Below are 17,881 nucleotides of genomic sequence, written 5' to 3' on the forward strand. Positions count from 1 at the left end.
GGAAGAGCAGGTCAGCCGCGATCTGACGCTACTTGATCATATAAATATAAGCGGTGGTCACGCCGTACTTATCGGCGAGTTTGGTTGCGGGCACGCCCTTGGCCCGCTTGGCGAGGATCTCGGCCCGCATCTTTTCGGCCTCGGCCGAGGAACGGCGGCGGCGGCGCGGCGCGCCGTCGCGCGCGGCGGCTTCCTCCAACTTTGCGGTCTCCAGCACTTTCTGCGCGGTGGAGATGATCTTGTTCAGGCGGGCGATCTGTCTTTTGGATAATGACATGAGGTTTCCATTTACCTTGCTATTTGACGCTGAGTTACAAATATATCTCTTTTAAGTTTGTCAGCAACAGGTTCCTACATCGCAGAGACAGCGATTGCAACCCTTCGTTTGCGTTACGTAAACATAAGCAGAGTGGATCAGGTGATTGAGCTTTGCCGGTCAGCCGCGCCGCCGCCGCCGGCGTTCGCCGCCGTCCTGGCCAGCGGGCGCGACATCCTTTGGCGCCGGCAGCGTTACCGCGGCGGCAAGATGCGGGAATGGCGCGGTCTTGTGCGGGATCGCCATCGCCTCCACGAAATGCTGCTGAAACATGGGCTCAACCGCGGTTTCGATTTTCTCGATCCGGCGCACGACAGCCTCGATCTCATCGCGCGCCTTTACGTTAACGAGAGCGATGCGCGCTCCCGTTCCCGCTGCATTGCCGGCGCTCTGTACTTTCGATAGCTCGCAATCGGGAATGAGTCCGAGGATCATGGCATATTTGACATCGATGTGGCTGCCAAACGCGCCGGCCAGCCGGATCTTGCCAACCTGATTGATTCCAAGCTTGTCCATCAGCAGCCTGATGCCGGCATAGAGCGCGGCTTTTGCAAGCTGAATGGCGCGCACATCGTTCTGGGTGATGCGGATCACCGGCTCATTGCCGCCGGACCCCGGCGACCGGATCACATAGTTGAAGGTGCGGTTCGCGGCCTCAATGCGCGGGCTGGAGGCGGCGAGCGATCCGTCGATCAGCCCGTCCTGGTTGATGATGCCGGCGAGATACATTTCAGCCACCGCCTCGATGATGCCCGAGCCGCAGATTCCGGTAACGCCGGTGTTGGCGATCGCCTCCTCGAAACCGTCCTCGTCGGACCATTTGTCGGAGCCGATCACCTTGTAGCGCGGTTCGAGCGTCACGGGATCGATGCGGATGCGCTCGATGGCGCCGGGCGCCGCGCGCTGGCCGGATGAAATCTGCGCGCCCTCGAAGGCCGGGCCGGTGGGCGAGGAGCAAGCCAGCAGACGGGCCCGCGAGCCCAGCACGATTTCGGCATTGGTGCCAACGTCCACCGCCAGCATGATTTCGTCCTGCTCATGCGGCGCTTCCGACAGTACGACGCCCGCCGTGTCAGCGCCCACATGCCCGGCGATGCAGGGCAGCACATAGGCCCAGGCGCCGGGATTGAGCGTGAGGCCCAGTTCGCGCGCCGGGCAGGTGACGGCAAGCCCGGTGGCCAGCGCAAAGGGCGCGCCGCCCAGCTCCGTCGGGTCAATGCCGAGAAACAGATGATGCATCACCGGATTGCCGACCAGCACCACCTCGAGAATATCGGCTGTATCGATGCCAGCCTGCCGCGCCACTTCCGCCGCCAGCGTGTTGAGCGCCTGGCGTATGGCGTCGGTCATTTCCCTTTCGCCGCCCGGATTCATCATCACATAGGACACGCGGCTCATCAGGTCCTCGCCGAAGCGGATCTGCGGGTTCATCACCCCAGCCGACGCGGCAACCTGGCCGGTCGAAAGATCGGTCAGATGCGCGGCGATGGTGGTGGACCCCACATCGATGGCGACGCCGAAGGCGCGGTCATGGAAGCCCGGCCAGATGGCGACAAGCCGGTTGCCGCCGCCCGGCGCGCGCGAGAACACCGCCGCGGTGATCTTCCACGCGCCCTTGCGCAGTGTCTTCTGCAGGTTGGTGACGATGGCAAGATCGCAGGAGAGATTGTCGATGCCCCATTGCTCTTTCAGGGCCTTGTAGACACGCTCGAGATCCGAGGACGGCTTGTGCATATCGGGCTCTTCGACCTCGATGAAGCACAGCCTGGTCGCCGGATCGACCTCGATCGCCCGGGTGTCCGCCTCCTTGCGGACGACCTGCTTGTGCACCTGCGACTCGGGCGGCACGTCGATGACCAGATCGCCCGTGATCCTGGTCTGGCAGGACAGGCGGCGGCCGGCCGCCAGCCCCTTGATGCGGTCATAGCGCCGTTCGACGTCCGAGAAGGCCGAGACATGCGCGGCCCGCGAAGCGATGCCGTGCTTGGCGAATTCGCCCTCGCCCACCGTCACCTGGCAGCGGCCGCAGATGGCGCGCCCGCCGCACACCGAGTCGATGTCGACGCCCAGCGCGCGGGCCGCCTGCAGCACCGGCGTTCCCACCGGGAAACGGCCGCGCTTGCCGGAGGGGGTAAAGACGATGAGCGGGTTAGCGTCGGTCATGGGTCAGCGCCGCCGCCTGGCCTCGCGCGCCGCCCGCCGCGCGGCGATTTCCTCGGCGGTGGGCGCGACCTCGCCGGGCGCCAGCGCCGCGGCGGCGGGCGCGGGCGCCATGTCGCGGAATTTGTTGTTCCAGAACTTGCAATGCGCGTCCGTGCCGTTCAGCACATTGGCGCCGTAGATGGCGTGCATGTCCTCGTCATGGAGCGGGTTCATGATCGCCGAGGTCATGCCGTGGCTTGCCGCCATGGCGAGGAAATAGCCGGTCAGCGCCCGGCGGTTCGGCATGCCGAAGGAAATGTTGGAGGCCCCGCAGGTGGTGTTGACCTTCAGCTCCTCGCGCAGCCGCCGCACCAGGCGGAACACCTGCTGCCCGGCCGTGCCCATGGCGCCGATCGGCATGACCAGCGGATCGACGACGATGTCATGCGGCTTGATGCCATGGTCGGCGGCGCGCTCGACGATCTTCCTGGCGACCGCGAAGCGCACGTCGGGGTCTTCGGAAATGCCGGTCTCATCGTTCGAGATCGCCACCACCGCGACATTGTATTTGGCGACCAGCGGCAGGATGGCTTCAAGCTTCTCCTCCTCGCCAGTCACCGAGTTGACCAGCGGCCGGCCCCTGGCGGTTTCGAGCCCCACCTTCAGCGCCGATGTCACCGAGGAATCGATGCACAGCGGCAGGTCGGTGACCGACTGCACGATCTCAAGCGTCTGGCGCAGCAGCGGCGGTTCCGACTCATTTGGATTGACGGCGGTGACCCCGGCGTTGACATCGAGGATATGCGCGCCCGCCTGCATCTGGGCCAGCGCGTCCTTGATCACCGTATCGAAATTGCCGGCCTGCATCTCGGCGGCGAGTTTCTTGCGCCCCGTGGGGTTGATGCGCTCGCCGATCACCGTAAAGGGCCGGTCGAAGCCAATGATGTGCTCGCGGGTGGCGGAGGCGACGAGGGTGTGGGTCATGGGGCCTTGCCTCCATTGGCGATGAGGGTCTTGAGCTTGTCCTGGGTGAATTCGGCTTCGAGGCTGGCCCTGGCCTTTTCGACTTCGGCCGCCAGATCATCACCCACCGGCACGGGCTCGGCGCGCCGCCAGTCTGCGAGATAGCTGTCGGTATCGGAGGCGCCGCCACGCATGGCGGCCATGTCGATCGCCTCCTGGAAGCGGTCGGCGAGCATACGCTTTTCCTCGCGGCGGCCGGCCTTCACCGAAACCGCCGAGGGGATGTCGCGCCAGTAAGTTATCACGAGGTTGGCCATGGTGCTGCGCTATATGCCCTGCTGTTCCGGCTGGCGATAGCCTGAAAACGACATGGAACAAGGGCGGTACGAAGCCGCAGGGACTAGCCGATTGTGCCCTCGCGGCGGAGCCGTTCAATATCGCCCCCGGAAAGGCCCAGCACCTCGCTCAGGATTTTCACGGTGCCGTCGCCAAGCTGCGGCGGCGCCTTGTCATATTCCACCGGCGTTTCGGAAAACACCACGGGGTTGGCGACACCCGGCACCTGCACGCCGTCCTCGCGGGTAAGCCCGATCTGCAGCCCGCGCGCCAGAACCTGTTCATTGGCGAACACCTGGTCGATGGTGTTGATCGGCCCGCAGGGAATGGCCGCGCCCTCGAAGGCGGCCACCCACGCCGCCGTGGTGCGGGTTTTCATCGGTTCCACAAGCAGCGGGATCAGTTCGCCACGGTTGACGACACGGCCGCGGTTGAGCCGGAAGCGTTCGTCCTCGGCGAGCTGCGGCAGGCCGATGATCGCGCAATACTCCTTGAACTGACGGTCATTGGCCACCGCCATGATGATGTGGCCGTCTTTCGTGGCGAAGGTCTGGTAGGGCACGATATTAGGATGGGCGTTGCCGAGCCGGGTCGGCGGCTTGCCGCCTACGAGGTAGTTGAGCGCCTGGTTGGCCAGCACGCCCACTTGCGAATCGAGCAGCGCCACGTCGATGTACTGGCCCTGGCCGGTGCGGGCGCGGTGAAACAGCGCCGCTTCGATGGCGATCACGCAATAAAGCCCGGTGAAGATATCCGCGAAAGCGACTCCCACCTTCATCGGTTCCGCGCCCGGCGCGCCATCGGGCTGGCCGGTCACTGACATGATGCCGCCCATGCCCTGGATCATGAAATCATAGCCAGCCCGCTGGGCATAGGGCCCGGTCTGCCCGAAGCCGGTGAGCGAACAATAGATCAGTTGCGGGTTGACGGCCCTGAGGCTGTCGTAATCGAGGCCATATTTCCTGAGGCCGCCAACCTTGAAGTTCTCCATCACGATGTCTGACTTCGCGGCCAGATCGCGGATCAGCCGTTGGCCCTCGGCGGTGGCCATGTCGATCGTCACCGACCATTTGCCGCGGTTGGCCGAAAGGAAATAGGCGGCATCGCCCTTTGACCCATCGGCATTGGTGAGGAAGGGCGGCCCCCAGCCGCGCGTGTCATCGCCCTCGCCCGGCTTCTCGATCTTGATCACCTCGGCGCCGAAATCAGCGAGAATCTGCGTGGCCCATGGCCCCGCGAGAACGCGGCTCAAGTCCAGAACGCGAAGTCCGGTGAGCGGCCCTGCCATGTGATGGTGTCTCCGGTTTGATTGTGGTCTGGTTCAGGCCTGGGCTCCGGCCCAGGCAGTCTCGTCGATGTCGAGGCCCTCGGCTTCCGCGAGCGCCAGTTTTTCGGCGTATGGGTTCTTGAGCCGCTCGCCGCCTACCGCGAAGGACGGGTCAATCGGACAGCCAAGTCCGATATTGTCGCGCACCGTGAAGGGCAGCATGAACAGCCCGTGCCGCACATTGCGCAGGAAGACACGGCCATTGGCCTTCACATCGCGCATGATGGCCGGCGCCAGGAATGCGCAGGATATGTTCTGCAGGTCGATCCCCAGCGCATCGCGGGCCAGGTCATGGCTGCGGGCGCCGTCCGTCAGGGCATCGGCCAGAAGCTTGATGCCGCCATAGCCGCAGGCCTCCAGCCAGACGGCAGCCCAGGCGATGTCCTGCGCATCGGGAATGCCCGCGAGCCTGGCCGCCAGTTCCGTTTCCGCCGTTTTCATGTTGATCCGCATGACGGCTAGATAAGCGGTTTCGGGCAGCTTGGCCAAGCCCTCAAACACCGCGCGCCGCCATGCTGCCGAAACGCTGGCGGATACGGCGTACCAGCTGGTCCCTCACCTCGCGATAGCTGTCGAGGATCTGCTCGCGGCTGCCCGCCGTGATGGACGGGTCCATGGTCGGCCAGTATTCCGCCTCGATCGCCATGGTGCGGGTCATTTCCAGCGCCCGGTGATGGGCCTCGGGCGACAGCGAGATCACCAGGTCGAAGCTCGAATCCTCGAGGTCCTCGAAGCCCTGCGGCCGGTGCTTGCCGAGGTCGATGCCAATTTCATCCATCACCGCTGCGACGAAGGGGTCGGGCGTTCCGGGCCTCACCCCGCAGGAGGCTACGTAAGTGCGCTGGCCGTAGAAGTGCTTCATGATGGCGGCCGCCATCACCGAACGGATGACGTTCTGGGTGCAGGCGAACAGGACCGCGCTCGGAAGCTCTCCCGGCATTGTCCCCGCGCTAGCCCCGCCAGTGCAGGACGCAGACGAGCGTGAACAGGCGGCGGGCGGTATCGAAATCGACCTCAACCTTGCCGTTGAGGCGCTCGCGCAGAAGTTCGCTGCCCTCATTGTGCAGGCCGCGGCGGGCCATGTCGATGGTTTCGATCTGGCTCGGCGTGGCGGTGCGGATTGCCTCGTAATAGCTTTCGCAGATCATGAAATAGTCTTTGACGATACGCCGGAACGGCGACATCGACAGCCCGATGACGGTGAGCCGCTCGGCCGCCTCGTTCAGCACGTCGAAAATCAGGCGGCCATCGGCGGTCGAGAGCTTGAGCTGGTAAGGCCCGGTGGGCTGGGAAAGCAGCGTGAAGCTGTTGTCCTCGACGAGGTCATAGATCGCCACGCGGCGCTCATGCTCGGCCTCTGGCGAGGGGCCGGGGCCGATGCTCTGGTCGAGCTCGACCGCGCTGAGGCGGTTGATGGGCTTCTCTGTCATGGTCCAAGCTTAGCCGCAGCCGGGGCTGGCAGGCTAGAGCGGGTCCTCGCCGTCCGTGGGATGCTGCGGCGTGCTCCTGGCGCCCCAGGCGGGCCCGAGATCGGCAATCTGGCATTCCAGGCACTCGACGATCAGCCGCACCGTGACGCCGCCGGAGAAGCTCAGCAGCACTTCCCCGCCGGGGGCGTCGATTTCGGCGAAGGTGACGGAGAGCAGCGACAGAACTTCGTCCTTCTCCAGCCCGCCCATGTTGAGGGTCTTCACCGCCAGCACACGGTCAAAATGGAGCCCGGTGCGGCGGCGCTGCGGCGCCTGGGCTTCATCCCAGGCGAAGCGGTTGGCGAGCAGCACGAACTGCTTGCGCCGGCGATCATAGCTCATGTCGCCGGCCAGCAGCACGGCATCCTGCATGTGGGCGGAGATGACGGCCAGGTCTTCAATGTCGAGGGCCGAGAGCCGCAGCATGGCGGGTCAGCCCGAAATGCGGGTCACGTCGGCGCCGCAGGCCGAGAGCTTTTCCTCCAGCGTCTCGAAGCCGCGGTCGAGGTGATAGACGCGGTTGATCATGGTCTCGCCCGCCGCCGCAAGCCCCGCGATGACCAGCGAGACCGAGGCCCTGAGGTCAGTCGCCATCACCTGTGCGCCGGTAAGCTTGCGAACGCCGCGCACTTCCGCCGTATCGCCGTGAAGGTGGATGTCGGCGCCGAGCCTGGCCAGCTCCTGCACATGCATGAAGCGGTTCTCGAAGATCGTCTCGCGGATCGTGCTGGTGCCTGTGGCCATGGTCATCAGCGCCATGAGCTGCGCCTGGCAATCGGTGGGAAAGCCGGGGAAGGGCGCGGTATCGACCGTGACGGGCCGCAGCGCCGCGCCGTTGCGGTGGATGCGCACGCCTTCATTCACGACATCGACGTCAATGCCGGCCTGGCGCATCACATCGATCACCGCGCCGAGGTGCCCGGCATTGGCGTCCTTGAGCAGCACATCGCCGCCGGCCATGCCGGCGCACATGGCATAGGTGCCGGTTTCGATCCGGTCGGGGATCACGCTGTGGGTGGCGCCGGAGAGGCTGGTCACCCCCCGGATGCGGAGTTCCGTGCTGTGGATGCCCTCGATCCGGGCGCCCATCTTGACCAGGCATTCGGCGACATCGCCGATCTCGGGTTCGGCGGCGGCATTCTCGATCACCGTGTCGCCATCGGCCAGCACCGCGGCCATCAGCGCCGCGTGGGTGGCGCCAACCGACACCTTGTCGAAACGGATATGGGCGCCCTTCAGGCCTTTCCTCGCTCTGGCAATGACATAGCCGCCCTCGATGGCGATCTCGGCGCCCAGCTGCTCCATGGCCGTGAGGTGCATGTCGACGGGCCTGGTGCCGATGGCGCAACCGCCCGGAAGCGAAACCCTGGCCTCGCCGCAGCGGGCCAGCAGCGGCCCCAGCACCCAGAAGCTGGCCCGCATCTTGGACACGAGCTCATAGGGTGCGGTGGTATCGGCGATCTCACGGGCCGTCAGATGCATGACATCGCCGGCCGCCCCGTTCTGGCCGGGGCGCTTTCCGGCCACCATGATGTCGATGCCATGGTTCTGCAGGATGCGCTGCAACAGCCGCACATCCGCGAGCCGCGGCACGTTGGACAGGGTGAGGGTTTCCGGCGTCAGCAGCGAGACGATCATCAGCGGCAGGGCGGCGTTCTTGGCGCCCGAGATCGGAATGGTTCCGTTCAGGCGGTTGCCGCCGCGGATGCGGATACGATCCATGCTGTCAAATCCCCCATTGGCCCGGCGCCCGGCCGCGAATCGGCCTGGCCGCACCGCCTCTCTTACCGGAAAACGGCGCTAACAAGCACAGATGGCTCAATTGCGGCAATCGCCTTCCGCGGGGGGCCGGTCGGGGGCCTCCGGCTCCGCCGCGCGGGTTTTTGCCTGCTCCTTGCGGCGGGCGATATTGGCCTTGAGCGCCTTGGCCAGCCTGGCCTTGCGCGGGTCCGAACCTGACGCTTTTTCTGCCATGGCGGGCTTTTCGGCCATCCCGGCCTGGCCCGTCAAGGGATCAGGGTTGCGCTGGCCCGCCGCCTGTGGCATGTGTCCGCCCGCTTCAAAGTCGGCGCGCTGCCGTAGCTCAGTGGTAGAGCACTCCCTTGGTAAGGGAGAGGTCGAGGGTTCGATTCCCTCTGGCAGCACCAGTTTTCGCGCAAATTTTTTGACAGAACAGAGAGTTCGCCCCGCTGCTCGCGGGGGAGGTAATGTTTTACCGGATGATTTCCGGACTCGTCAGATCACATTCCGGAACACGCTGCGCTGCTCATGCTGGCCGAGCAACGCCCTGCACAGCTGGTGGCCTTCCTCGGTCGGCCGGCCGTCACGGTCGAGCCAGCCGCGGAGCTGGGCAGCTGACCGGGCTTCGGCGCCAAAGCCATGCCCCGAAAGGAAATTCTCAAAACTCAGGATGGTTTGCGCGAGCAAAGGTTCAGACATGATTTGGTCCTCCGATCAGTTTACGCAGCGGCGCCCGGAACGGATTAAGGCGTCTTGAGAATCCTCTGGAATTGAAGGGTGAAGGCCCACGCAGCCTGTTTTCAAGGCAAGAGAGGCGGCAATGCTTGCCGGGTGAAGGCGCCGGAAAGGAGCGGCGTGAAGGCAATCCGGTCCGGTTTGGCCCCGACCCAGGGTCAGGGCCGGATGAACGCCGCGACTTCTGGCTTTTGCCGGAGCGCCGCGAGTTCCGCGGGGCCTGGCAGCTGCGGCTTGTCCCGGCTGGCCGACACCAGGCAAAGAAAGCCCAGCGGCGCATCGCCGGCGGCGCGGAACTGATGCCAGGCAAGGCTCGGCACCTCAACGAGATCATGTTCGCCAATGACGGAGACGGTTTCGCCCACCAGGCAGCGCCCCCGGCCTTTGAGGATCAGCACGTAATGAAGGTGCTCATGCCGCTCGAGCGTCGAATGCCCGCCCGGCGCGACCTCGAAATAGCGCCACTGCACGGGCAGCGAAGCGTCGCCCTCGAACAGCACCTGCCGCGTGACGCCCTTATAGGGGCCGCCGTCCTTATAGGCCAGCAGCGGCACGTCTTCCCAGCGGAAGCCCTCGAACCGGCGCACGCTCATGGCCTGGCCTTCCCCGCGGCGGCGGCCTCGAGAGCGGTGAGGAAGGCGCGCGCGCTCACCTCCGGGTCCGGCGAATACTTCAGCAACGCGCCGCCGATCAGCAGCGCCGTATCCTCGCCATAGCTATCCACCATGGCGCCCACTTTCTCAATGGTCATGCCTCCCGCCGGACTTGGAAAGCCGGGCTTTAGCCCGCCCAGCTCTCCGCGCATGGCGGCGGCAAGGTCATGGCATTCCTGGCCGGTGAAGGTGAAGCGCCCGCCGGCGTTGGGGAATACCGAGATATCGGCGCCGAAGATGCGGAATAGCCGGCCCAGCAGCATGGCAGGCGTCATGCCATGGCGGGGATCATGAAAGTGGGTTCCGGTAAAGGTGGGATGCGTCATCACCGCAAGCCCGTATTTGCGCGCCAGGTGGAAGCCGGTATCGGGTCCGATCAGCAGCGGCGGTATCAGCACGCCATAGCAGCCCTGGGCGCGGGCGAATGCCATCTGCGCCTCGACCTGGTCGAACCGCCCGGCGATCATCGGATAGTAGTGGGTGACGCGGCCTGTCCTGGCATTGGCGGCGTTGATCGCCTCCTGAATGCGCGCCACGCGTTCCTCGAAGGGGTGGAAGTGCTGGTCGATCAAGCCATGATCGTCCTTGATGACATCCAGCCCGCCCAGCGAATAGCCGCCGCAGAGGCGCGCGAGTTCCCTGGCGTGCAGCCCCAGCGGCTTGATGGCTGTGGTGGCCAGCGGCCGGCCATGAACCTTAAGATCGCGCCTGATTCCGGCAATGCCGAAGCGCGGGCCGCCAAAGGCTTTCAGCTGGTCCGGGGTCAGCTGGATATCGACGATCTTGATGCCCCGGCGGATCGAGATGTTCCCGAACAGCACATTGAGCAGGTTCGGTATGGCGTCATTGGCGATGTCGGTGCGATAGCTGATATTGACATCATAGTCCCCAGGGCTGCCGCCGCGCGGCGTGATCGATTCGATCCGCCCGACGATCCCCGCTTCCCAATGGCCTTTGGGGACACAGTCTTCGGGGATCTCGACGGTCTCCTCGATGCAGATGTCCTTGGCATGCGCCTCGATGGGGCGCGGATCGTCCGGCGTAATGCGATAGGTGACATGAAAACGGGGAGCGCTCATGCAAGCCAAGGAACAATATGCCGCGATGCGCGTCAACATGATTGATCCCCGGGAAGCAGAGATCCGCCTGGAAATGCTTCAGGACAGTGATCTTCCCGGGGCATAGCCTGGGCTGAGCGGCTGGCGGCACCCCTTCACCTTGCCGTAGCGGCTGATATAGTGGCGCGATCTGGAGGTACTCCCATGCCCTTGTCGAACATGGCCGTCCGCGACATCGAGACGGTGATCCACCCCTATACCAATCTGGCCCGCCACCGCGAGGTGGGGCCGCTGATCCTCAACGAGGGCCGCGGCATCTATCTCTATGACGACCAGGGCAAGCGCTATATCGAGGGCATGGCCGGCCTGTGGTGCACGGCGCTTGGCTATGGCAACCGGGAAATCGCCGAGGCGGGGGCTGAAGCGCTGCGCAAGATCTCCTTCACCCATGCCTTCAGCGGCAAGTCGCATGACGGGGTGATCGCGCTCTCCGAGAAGCTGAAGGAGATCGCCCCCTGCCCCGCCTCCAAGGTGCTGTTCGGCACCTCGGGCTCGGAAGCCAACGACATGCAGATCAAGCTCAGCTGGTATTACAACAATGCCCGCGGCAAGCGCGAAAAAAAGAAGATCATCAGCCGGGTGCGCGCCTATCACGGCGTCACCATCGCCTCGGCCTCGCTCACCGGGCTTCCCTGGGTTCACAATGACTTTGACCTGCCGATTGCCAGTGTGCTGCACACCTCCTGCCCGCACTACTACCGCTTCGGCCGCGACGGCGAGACCGAGGACGAGTTCTCCCAGCGCATGGCCGACGATCTCGAGCAGCTCATTCTCAGGGAAGGGCCTGACACCGTCGCCGCCTTCATCGGCGAGCCTTTGATGGGTGCCGGCGGCGTGCTGATGCCGCCGAAAGGCTATTGGGAAAAGGTCAACGCCATTCTTGCGCGTTACGATATCCGCTTCATCGCCGACGAGGTGATCTGCGGTTTCGGGCGCACCGGCAACTGGTTCGGCTCCACCACCATGGGCATGAAGCCGCACTCGATCTCAATGGCCAAGGCCATCACCTCGGCCTATTTCCCGCTCTCGGCGCTGACCATCGAGGAAGACCTCTACCAGGCCATGCTGGACGAGAGCCGCAAGCTCGGCACCTTCGGGCACGGCTTCACCTACACGGCGCACCCCGTGGGCTGCGCCATCTCGCTCAAGACCATCGAAATCTATGAGCGCGACAAGATCATGGAGCATGCCGCCAGGATGAGCCCGGTGTTCCAGATGCGGCTCAGGAAGCTGGCCGAGCATCCGCTGGTGGGCGAGGCGCGCGGCGTTGGCCTCATCGGCGCCGTCGAGCTGGTTGCCGACAAGGCGACCAAGCGGCCCTTCGACCCCAAGAAGATGGTGGGCGCCAGCACCGTCAACGCCATGCAGGAGCTGGGCCTGATCGTGCGCAACATCCAGGATTCGGTGGCGCTCTGCCCGCCGCTGATCATCACCACCGACGAGATCCACGAGATGTTCGACCTCTTCGAGAAGGGCCTCGACCGGATGGAGGCCTGGGCCAGGACGGAAAACGCGAGGGCGGCGTGAGCATCGCCAGCGAAGACGATCTGCGGGCGCGGTTCGGCGATGTCCACCCGCTGGCCATCGCCAAGACCCGCCCGGGGCTTGACGTCTATTCGCGGCAGTTCATCGCCATGTCGCCCTTCCTCGTGATTTCGACGGCGGATGGCGCGGGCAAGGCCGATCTCAGCCCCCGCGGCGACCCGCCGGGCTTCGTCCATGTGGTGGACGATCACACCATCCTGATTCCCGACCGGCCGGGCAACAACCGCCTCGACACCATGGCGAACATCGTCGCCAACCCCAATGCCGGCTGCCTGTTCTTCATTCCCGGCTTCGAGGATACGCTGCGGCTGAACGGCAAGGCGCGGATCACCGACGATGCGGCGCTGCTGCGGCACTGCGCGGTCAACGGCAAGACCCCGAAGGTGGGCATCCTGATTGCTGTCGAGGAAGTGTTCCTGCACTGCGCCAAGGCGTTGAAGCGTTCGAAGCTGTGGCAGCCCGACTACCGCCAGGACCGCGCACAGCTGCCCTCGATCGCCCGGATCATCATGGCCCAGACCTGCGAAACGGGCGTGGACGAGCACGAGGCCGCCAGGGCCGACGAGAGCGTCGAAGGCGACTACAAGACCGGCCTCTATTGATCGAGGTCAAGGAGGGCTTTGTCCTCGGCGCTAGTGTCGGCTGCCATGGACATGCAACTCATTCCCTTCGCCACCCAGGACGTGCCGCGCTACACCAGCTACCCAACGGCGGTGCAGTTCCAACCGGATTTCCCCGGCGCTTACGCTGATCAATGGCTGGCGGCGCTGCCGCCTGAGGCAACGCTATCGGTTTATGTCCACATCCCGTTCTGCCGTCAGCTGTGCTGGTATTGCGGCTGCCACACCACGGTGCCGAACAGCTATGAGCGGGCGGCGCGCTATGTCGGCCATCTGGTGCGGGACATCATGCGTTCGGCCGCGATTTTCGAAGGGCGCAAAGGCCGCGTCACGCATCTGCATTTCGGCGGCGGCACGCCCACCTATCTCGACGATTTCCATATCGGCGAGATCGTGGCGGCCATCGACAAGGCTTTCGGGCTGGCGCCGGGCGGGGAAATCGCACTCGAATCCGACCCCCGCACGCTGACGCGCGAGCGCGCCAGGGTGCTGGCCCGCATGGGCTTCAACCGCATCAGCTTTGGGGTCCAGGATTTCGCGACCCCGGTGCAGATGAGGATCAACCGGCTGCAGACCTACGGGCTGGTGGCCGCCGCCAATGACTATCTGCGCGATGCCGGTTTCGCTTCGGTCAATTTCGACCTGATGTATGGACTTCCCGGCCAGACGGTTGAGAGCGTGGCCCGCACCGCGCAGCAGGCGGCAGGGCTGAAGCCCGACCGCATCTCGGTGTTCGGCTATGCCCATGTGCCGTGGTTCAAGAAGCACCAGCGCATGATCGACGAGGCCGAGCTTCCCGGCGTGCACGCGCGCTATGCGCAGGCCACCAGGATCGAGGCCGAGCTCAATGGCCTGGGCTATGCCTCGATCGGGCTCGACCATTTCGCGCTGGAACAGGATATGCTCACCAAAGCGGCGCGGAGCGGCACCATGCGCCGTAATTTTCAGGGCTATACCACCGATGTATCCGATGCGCTGCTCGCCTTCGGCGCTTCGGCGATCGGCGAATTCGCAGAGGGTTTCGTGCAATCGGCCCGCGACACGCTGGAATGGTCGCAACGGATCGAGCGTGACGAAAGCCCGGTCATACGCGGCATCGCCACCACGGCCGAAGACCGGCTGCGCGCCGCGGTGATCGAGAGGCTGATGTGCGACCTCGCCGTTGACCCCGCGGCCATCGCCGCGCGCCAGGGCTTTCCGGATGATGTGTTCGCAGACCTGCCGGAGAAGCTTGACCCCCTGATTGCCGCCGGCATCGCGGAGCTGGACGGAAACCGCATCACGGTTCCGGCGCGGCGCCGGCTGTTCCTGCGCAATGTGGCGGCGGCCTTCGATGCGCATTTCGTGGCAGCAGCAAACCGCCACGCCAGGGCGGTCTAGAGCCGCGCCAGCGCCTGCTCCAGATCGGCGACCAGATCGCCGACATGCTCGATGCCGATCGACAGCCGCACCAGATTATCAGGCAGCGGACTATCCGGGCCCTCGACCGATTTGCGATGTTCCGCAAGGCTTTCCACGCCGCCCAGTGAGGTTGCGGGGACGATCACCCTGAGGCTGGTGCAGAACCTTTGTGCATCCGCGAAGCCGCCGCGCAGCAGAAGCGACATCATACCTCCGAACCCATCGCGCATCTGCCGTGCGGCCACTGCATGGCCGGGATGGCTGGCGAGACCCGGATAGAGCACGCGCTCCAGCTTCGGATGGCGTTCGAAATGCCGGGCAATCGCCAGGGCATTGGCCGAAGCCTGGCGATAGCGCAGGAACAGGGTGCGCAGGCCCCGCATCAGGAGGTAGCAATCGAAGGGCGCCAGCGGCGCCTGCGACTTGGTGCGCAACATCTGAAGCTCCGCCCAGCGCGCATCTTCCGTCGCGGTGACCAGCGCGCCGGCCAGAACATCGGAATGGCCGTTCAGATATTTGGTGGCCGAGTGAAACACGATGTCGGCGCCGAGCCGCAGGGGCTGCGTCGTCACCGCGGCGGTGGCGGTGGCGTCAACCGCGAGGATGGCGCCCGCGGCATGCGCGGCGGCGGCGGCGGCGGCAATGTCGATCACATCCCAGCTCGGGTTGAGCGGCGTTTCGATCCATACGAGGTCGGTTTCACCCGGCCGCAGCGCCGCTTCGAGCGCGCCCGGCATTGCGGCATCGAACAGGGTGAGGCGGATGCGGCCCAGCTTCTCGAGCCGCTTCAGCCAGTCGCGCGTGCCGTAATACATGACATTGGGCGCCACCACATGCCGGCCCTGCGGCACGGTTTCAAACACCGTGGTGAGCGCCGCCATGCCGGACGGAAACAGCAGGGCGGCGGAGCCTTGCTCCAGCGCGGCAATCGCCTGTTCCGCCTGCCACAGGGTCGGGTTGCCGTTCCGGACGTAATTTTCCCTGAGCTTCGGGCGATAGTCCCCGTCGCGCGCATAGGTGGTGGCGAGATAGAGCGGCGGCGCCACCGCGCCCGTCGCCTCGTCCACTGCTTTCAGGGCATGCGCCGCGACGGTTTCGGGCTTGAGGCCCCGCTCAGACATGCTGGCCGCCGTTGATGTGAAGCTCGGCGCCGTTCACATAGCTCGAACTGTCCGTACACAGAAAATAAATCGCCTTGGCCACTTCCTCAGGCTGGCCGAGGCGGCGCTGCGGAATCTGCGCCACCAGCTTCTCGGTGCCGGGTGAGAGGATCGAGGTTTCGATCTCACCCGGAGAAATGGCGTTGACGCGCACGCCATGCGGGCCGAAATCGCCCGCCATCTCGCGCGTCAGCGCGGCGAGCGCCGCCTTGGATGTGGAATAAGCGGCGCCGGCGAAAGGATGCATGCGCGACCCGGCGATGGAAGTAACATTGACGACCGCGCCCTTGGCGGCCACCAGCTCATCCATCAGGCCGCGCGCCAGCATGATCGGCGCGAAAAAATTGATCTGGAACACGCGCTTCCAGTCATCTTCCGAGGTCTCGATGGTGTTGAGGCGCGCGCCACCCGGCTTCTTCGGGCTGATCGCCGCGTTGTTGACGAGCGCGTGCAGCTTGGAGCCCTGTGCCTTGAGGCGCTGCTTCATCTGGGCGATGGCCACATGCGTGTCTGACGAGGAAGCCAGATCGACCACGATATGATCGTCGGGGCCCGCGTCCCACGGGCAATCCTCCGGGAAGGGCTGGCGCGAACAGGTGATGACCCGCCAGCCGGCGGTGGAGAAACGCTTCACCGTGGCGTGGCCGATGCCGCGCGAGGCGCCGGTGAGAATGAGGGTTTTCCGCTCGGAATCAGGCGTAGCGTTCATGGATAAAGCCTCGCCTTGGACCAGCCGCTGCCCTCGTCCGGGCGGCTGAACACCACGCGGTCATGCAGCCGGAAGGGCCGGTCATGCCAGAATTCGATCGCCAGCGGCTTCACCCGGAAGCCCGACCAATAGGGCGGCCGCGGGACCTCGCCGATCGCATATTTCGCGGTGGTGAGCGCCACCGCCGTTTCCAGCGCGAAACGGCTTTCCAGCGGGCGCGACTGTTGCGAAGCCCAGGCGCCGATGCGGCTGTCACGCGGGCGGGAGGCGAAATAGGCGTCCGCCTCCTGCGCCGAGACTTCCTCGACGATACCGCGCACCCGCACCTGGCGGCGCAGCGATTTCCAGTGGAAGCACAGTGCGGCCTTCATGGCGGCGAGGACTTCCTGGCCCTTCTGGCTCTGGAAATTCGTATAGAACACGAAGCCCCGCTCATCGAAGCCCTTGAGCAAGACCATGCGCACATTTGGCAGCCCCTCTTCGTCCACGGTGGCCAGCGCCATGGCGTTGGGGTCGTTGGGTTCGGAAGTTTCCGCCTCCTTCAACCATTCGCCGAACAGGGTGAAGGGGTCGGAGCGCTCGGTGAAGCCCGCCGCCGCGGTCAGCTTGGATATGTCGGATAAGGCCATGTGTTCTGCCAGGGGCACCCGGCCCCGATTGTCTCTGCGGGCGCTTATGCCACCCGCATGCCTTACGGATCAAGCGCGGTCACAGACCAGCATGGGGCGCGGCGGCCCCTGCTCCCTTTTCTGTGGACCTGTGGCCGGACTTATGCCAATTAACGTCCGACCACTGGGTTTCGGACACATAATCATGAGCGATAACAAAGGGTTGATGGCAGGTAAGCGCGGCCTTGTGATGGGCGTGGCCAACAACCGCTCGATTGCCTGGGGCATTGCCAAATCCTGCGCCCAGCACGGCGCCGAACTCGCCTTCACCTATCAGGGGGAGGCGCTCAAGAAGCGGGTGGAGCCGCTGGCCGCCGAACTCGGTTCGCGCATCGTGATCCCCTGCGACGTCTCCGACATGGCCTCCGTCGATGCAGCCTTCGCGGCCATCGCCAGGCAATGGGACTCGCTCGATTTCCTCGTCCACGCCATCGCCTTCTCGGACAAGGACGAACTCACCGGCCGCTACGTGGACACCACGGCCGAGAATTTCACCAAGACGATGTTCATCAGCGTCTATTCCTTCACGGCGGTGGCCCAGCGCGCCGAGAAGCTGATGACCAATGGCGGCTCATTGCTCACGCTCACCTATTATGGCGCCGAGAAGTGGATGCCGCACTACAACGTGATGGGCGTGGCCAAGGCCGGGCTCGAGGCCTCGGTGCGCTACATGGCGGCCGACCTCGGCCCCAAGGCGATCCGCGTCAACGCCATCTCGGCCGGGCCGATCAAGACGCTCGCCGCTTCCGGCATCGGCGACTTCCGCTACATATTGCGCTGGAACGAATATAATTCCCCGCTGCGCCGCACCGTGACCATTGATGAGGTCGGCGACTCCGGCCTCTACCTGCTCTCCGATCTGGGCCGCGGCGTCACCGGGGAAATTCTCCATGTCGATGCCGGCTACCACATCGTCGGCATGAAGAACCCGGACGCACCGGACATCACCGTGAACGGAAATGGCGAATAGGCCGGGAAA

21 protein-coding genes and 1 tRNA gene are annotated in these 17,881 nt (G+C 65.0%); 5 read left to right on the top strand and 17 right to left on the bottom strand.

What is annotated here, in order from left to right; genetic code table 11:
• Positions 1-28 precede the first annotated feature (28 nt).
• From ACKOED_RS01835 to ACKOED_RS01885, 11 genes are all read right to left on the bottom strand, one after another.
• The gene (locus tag ACKOED_RS01835; RefSeq protein ID WP_408914867.1) at positions 29-277 is read right to left on the bottom strand and encodes a hypothetical protein; all 249 of its coding nucleotides are present in this window, start codon (positions 275-277) and stop codon (positions 29-31) included.
• A 159-nt stretch (positions 278-436) separates the two neighbouring features.
• Positions 437-2,479, bottom strand: a complete 2,043-nt coding sequence (locus ACKOED_RS01840; protein ID WP_408914868.1) for an ASKHA domain-containing protein — start codon at positions 2,477-2,479, stop codon at positions 437-439.
• 3 nt (positions 2,480-2,482) lie between these two features.
• Positions 2,483-3,442, bottom strand: a complete 960-nt coding sequence (locus ACKOED_RS01845) for a methyltetrahydrofolate cobalamin methyltransferase (RefSeq protein ID WP_408914869.1) — start codon at positions 3,440-3,442, stop codon at positions 2,483-2,485.
• Positions 3,439-3,738: a virulence factor gene (locus ACKOED_RS01850; RefSeq protein WP_408914870.1), complete on the bottom strand. Its 300-nt coding sequence runs from the start codon at positions 3,736-3,738 to the stop codon at positions 3,439-3,441. Before ACKOED_RS01850 ends, ACKOED_RS01845 begins: the two co-directional genes overlap by 4 nt.
• Positions 3,739-3,821: 83 nt before the next feature.
• Positions 3,822-5,045 carry a CaiB/BaiF CoA transferase family protein gene (locus ACKOED_RS01855; protein WP_408914871.1) on the bottom strand — a complete coding sequence of 408 codons (1,224 nt, stop codon included), beginning with the start codon at positions 5,043-5,045 and terminating at the stop codon, positions 3,822-3,824.
• 33 nt (positions 5,046-5,078) lie between these two features.
• On the bottom strand, positions 5,079-5,525 hold the full coding sequence (locus ACKOED_RS01860; RefSeq protein ID WP_408914872.1) for a hypothetical protein: 447 nt from the start codon (positions 5,523-5,525) through the stop codon (positions 5,079-5,081).
• A gap of 52 nt (positions 5,526-5,577) precedes the next feature.
• Positions 5,578-6,024 carry a low molecular weight phosphatase family protein gene (locus ACKOED_RS01865; protein ID WP_408914873.1) on the bottom strand — a complete coding sequence of 149 codons (447 nt, stop codon included), beginning with the start codon at positions 6,022-6,024 and terminating at the stop codon, positions 5,578-5,580.
• A 10-nt stretch (positions 6,025-6,034) separates the two neighbouring features.
• The gene (locus ACKOED_RS01870) at positions 6,035-6,514 is read right to left on the bottom strand and encodes a UPF0262 family protein (protein WP_408914874.1); all 480 of its coding nucleotides are present in this window, start codon (positions 6,512-6,514) and stop codon (positions 6,035-6,037) included.
• A gap of 33 nt (positions 6,515-6,547) precedes the next feature.
• Entirely contained in the window at positions 6,548-6,979 is a 432-nt protein-coding gene (locus tag ACKOED_RS01875) for a DUF2948 family protein (RefSeq protein WP_408914875.1), read from the bottom strand.
• A gap of 6 nt (positions 6,980-6,985) precedes the next feature.
• Positions 6,986-8,275: a UDP-N-acetylglucosamine 1-carboxyvinyltransferase gene (murA, locus tag ACKOED_RS01880; protein ID WP_408914876.1), complete on the bottom strand. Its 1,290-nt coding sequence runs from the start codon at positions 8,273-8,275 to the stop codon at positions 6,986-6,988.
• Positions 8,276-8,371: 96 nt separating this feature from the next.
• Entirely contained in the window at positions 8,372-8,599 is a 228-nt protein-coding gene (locus tag ACKOED_RS01885) for a hypothetical protein (protein WP_408914877.1), read from the bottom strand.
• Positions 8,600-8,625: 26 nt separating this feature from the next.
• Between ACKOED_RS01885 and ACKOED_RS01890 the strand changes: the two genes are divergently transcribed.
• A tRNA-Thr gene (locus ACKOED_RS01890) sits at positions 8,626-8,700 on the top strand.
• Between the two features lie 88 nt (positions 8,701-8,788).
• Here ACKOED_RS01890 and ACKOED_RS01895 read toward each other — a convergent pair.
• From ACKOED_RS01895 to ACKOED_RS01905, 3 genes are all read right to left on the bottom strand, one after another.
• Positions 8,789-8,992 (bottom strand): hypothetical protein, encoded by a 204-nt coding sequence (locus ACKOED_RS01895; protein ID WP_408914878.1) that lies wholly within the window; start codon positions 8,990-8,992, stop codon positions 8,789-8,791.
• A gap of 194 nt (positions 8,993-9,186) precedes the next feature.
• A complete protein-coding gene (locus ACKOED_RS01900; RefSeq protein WP_408914879.1) occupies positions 9,187-9,621 on the bottom strand; it encodes a cupin domain-containing protein in 435 nt (144 codons plus the stop codon).
• On the bottom strand, positions 9,618-10,760 hold the full coding sequence (locus ACKOED_RS01905; protein ID WP_408914880.1) for a RuBisCO large subunit C-terminal-like domain-containing protein: 1,143 nt from the start codon (positions 10,758-10,760) through the stop codon (positions 9,618-9,620). Before ACKOED_RS01905 ends, ACKOED_RS01900 begins: the two co-directional genes overlap by 4 nt.
• Before the next feature lie 183 nt (positions 10,761-10,943).
• On the opposite strand from ACKOED_RS01905, the gene ACKOED_RS01910 reads away from it, so the two are divergent.
• The 3 genes from ACKOED_RS01910 to hemN are packed head-to-tail and all read left to right on the top strand — an operon-like array spanning position 10,944 to position 14,344.
• Positions 10,944-12,326 (top strand): aminotransferase, encoded by a 1,383-nt coding sequence (locus ACKOED_RS01910; protein ID WP_408914881.1) that lies wholly within the window; start codon positions 10,944-10,946, stop codon positions 12,324-12,326.
• On the top strand, positions 12,323-12,946 hold the full coding sequence (locus ACKOED_RS01915; protein ID WP_408914882.1) for a pyridoxamine 5'-phosphate oxidase family protein: 624 nt from the start codon (positions 12,323-12,325) through the stop codon (positions 12,944-12,946). Before ACKOED_RS01910 ends, ACKOED_RS01915 begins: the two co-directional genes overlap by 4 nt.
• A 51-nt stretch (positions 12,947-12,997) precedes the next feature.
• Positions 12,998-14,344: an oxygen-independent coproporphyrinogen III oxidase gene (gene hemN / locus ACKOED_RS01920; protein WP_408914883.1), complete on the top strand. Its 1,347-nt coding sequence runs from the start codon at positions 12,998-13,000 to the stop codon at positions 14,342-14,344.
• Here the strand turns inward: hemN and ACKOED_RS01925 are convergent.
• The 3 genes from ACKOED_RS01925 to pdxH are packed head-to-tail and all read right to left on the bottom strand — an operon-like array spanning position 14,341 to position 16,863.
• On the bottom strand, positions 14,341-15,486 hold the full coding sequence (locus ACKOED_RS01925) for a trans-sulfuration enzyme family protein (protein WP_408914884.1): 1,146 nt from the start codon (positions 15,484-15,486) through the stop codon (positions 14,341-14,343). The genes hemN and ACKOED_RS01925 overlap by 4 nt on opposite strands.
• Positions 15,479-16,234, bottom strand: a complete 756-nt coding sequence (locus tag ACKOED_RS01930) for an SDR family NAD(P)-dependent oxidoreductase (protein ID WP_408914885.1) — start codon at positions 16,232-16,234, stop codon at positions 15,479-15,481. The genes ACKOED_RS01925 and ACKOED_RS01930 overlap by 8 nt, the downstream gene beginning before the upstream one ends.
• A complete protein-coding gene (gene pdxH / locus ACKOED_RS01935; RefSeq protein ID WP_408914886.1) occupies positions 16,231-16,863 on the bottom strand; it encodes a pyridoxamine 5'-phosphate oxidase in 633 nt (210 codons plus the stop codon). The genes ACKOED_RS01930 and pdxH overlap by 4 nt, the downstream gene beginning before the upstream one ends.
• Before the next feature lie 184 nt (positions 16,864-17,047).
• On the opposite strand from pdxH, the gene fabI reads away from it, so the two are divergent.
• Entirely contained in the window at positions 17,048-17,872 is an 825-nt protein-coding gene (fabI, locus tag ACKOED_RS01940; RefSeq protein WP_408914887.1) for an enoyl-ACP reductase FabI, read from the top strand.
• Positions 17,873-17,881 lie beyond the last annotated feature (9 nt).

The sequence above is a fragment of the Aestuariivirga sp. genome (genome assembly GCF_046093005.1).
Lineage (GTDB): Bacteria > Pseudomonadota > Alphaproteobacteria > Rhizobiales > Aestuariivirgaceae > Aestuariivirga.

Excerpts from the sequence above, each read along its gene's own strand:
- ACKOED_RS01835 (WP_408914867.1), bottom strand. The coding sequence starts at position 277 with ATGTCATTATCCAAAAGACAGATCGCCCGCCTGAACAAGATCATCTCC.
- ACKOED_RS01870 (WP_408914874.1), bottom strand. The coding sequence starts at position 6,514 with ATGACAGAGAAGCCCATCAACCGCCTCAGCGCGGTCGAGCTCGACCAG.
- ACKOED_RS01910 (WP_408914881.1), top strand. The coding sequence starts at position 10,944 with ATGCCCTTGTCGAACATGGCCGTCCGCGACATCGAGACGGTGATCCAC.
- ACKOED_RS01895 (WP_408914878.1), bottom strand. The coding sequence starts at position 8,992 with ATGTCTGAACCTTTGCTCGCGCAAACCATCCTGAGTTTTGAGAATTTC.
- fabI (WP_408914887.1), top strand. The coding sequence starts at position 17,048 with ATGAGCGATAACAAAGGGTTGATGGCAGGTAAGCGCGGCCTTGTGATG.
- ACKOED_RS01860 (WP_408914872.1), bottom strand. The coding sequence starts at position 5,525 with ATGAAAACGGCGGAAACGGAACTGGCGGCCAGGCTCGCGGGCATTCCC.
- murA (WP_408914876.1), bottom strand. The coding sequence starts at position 8,275 with ATGGATCGTATCCGCATCCGCGGCGGCAACCGCCTGAACGGAACCATT.
- ACKOED_RS01840 (WP_408914868.1), bottom strand. The coding sequence starts at position 2,479 with ATGACCGACGCTAACCCGCTCATCGTCTTTACCCCCTCCGGCAAGCGC.
- ACKOED_RS01885 (WP_408914877.1), bottom strand. The coding sequence starts at position 8,599 with ATGCCACAGGCGGCGGGCCAGCGCAACCCTGATCCCTTGACGGGCCAG.
- ACKOED_RS01845 (WP_408914869.1), bottom strand. The coding sequence starts at position 3,442 with ATGACCCACACCCTCGTCGCCTCCGCCACCCGCGAGCACATCATTGGC.
- ACKOED_RS01850 (WP_408914870.1), bottom strand. The coding sequence starts at position 3,738 with ATGGCCAACCTCGTGATAACTTACTGGCGCGACATCCCCTCGGCGGTT.
- ACKOED_RS01905 (WP_408914880.1), bottom strand. The coding sequence starts at position 10,760 with ATGAGCGCTCCCCGTTTTCATGTCACCTATCGCATTACGCCGGACGAT.
- ACKOED_RS01865 (WP_408914873.1), bottom strand. The coding sequence starts at position 6,024 with ATGCCGGGAGAGCTTCCGAGCGCGGTCCTGTTCGCCTGCACCCAGAAC.
- ACKOED_RS01930 (WP_408914885.1), bottom strand. The coding sequence starts at position 16,234 with ATGAACGCTACGCCTGATTCCGAGCGGAAAACCCTCATTCTCACCGGC.
- pdxH (WP_408914886.1), bottom strand. The coding sequence starts at position 16,863 with ATGGCCTTATCCGACATATCCAAGCTGACCGCGGCGGCGGGCTTCACC.
- ACKOED_RS01925 (WP_408914884.1), bottom strand. The coding sequence starts at position 15,486 with ATGTCTGAGCGGGGCCTCAAGCCCGAAACCGTCGCGGCGCATGCCCTG.
- hemN (WP_408914883.1), top strand. The coding sequence starts at position 12,998 with ATGCAACTCATTCCCTTCGCCACCCAGGACGTGCCGCGCTACACCAGC.
- ACKOED_RS01900 (WP_408914879.1), bottom strand. The coding sequence starts at position 9,621 with ATGAGCGTGCGCCGGTTCGAGGGCTTCCGCTGGGAAGACGTGCCGCTG.
- ACKOED_RS01875 (WP_408914875.1), bottom strand. The coding sequence starts at position 6,979 with ATGCTGCGGCTCTCGGCCCTCGACATTGAAGACCTGGCCGTCATCTCC.
- ACKOED_RS01855 (WP_408914871.1), bottom strand. The coding sequence starts at position 5,045 with ATGGCAGGGCCGCTCACCGGACTTCGCGTTCTGGACTTGAGCCGCGTT.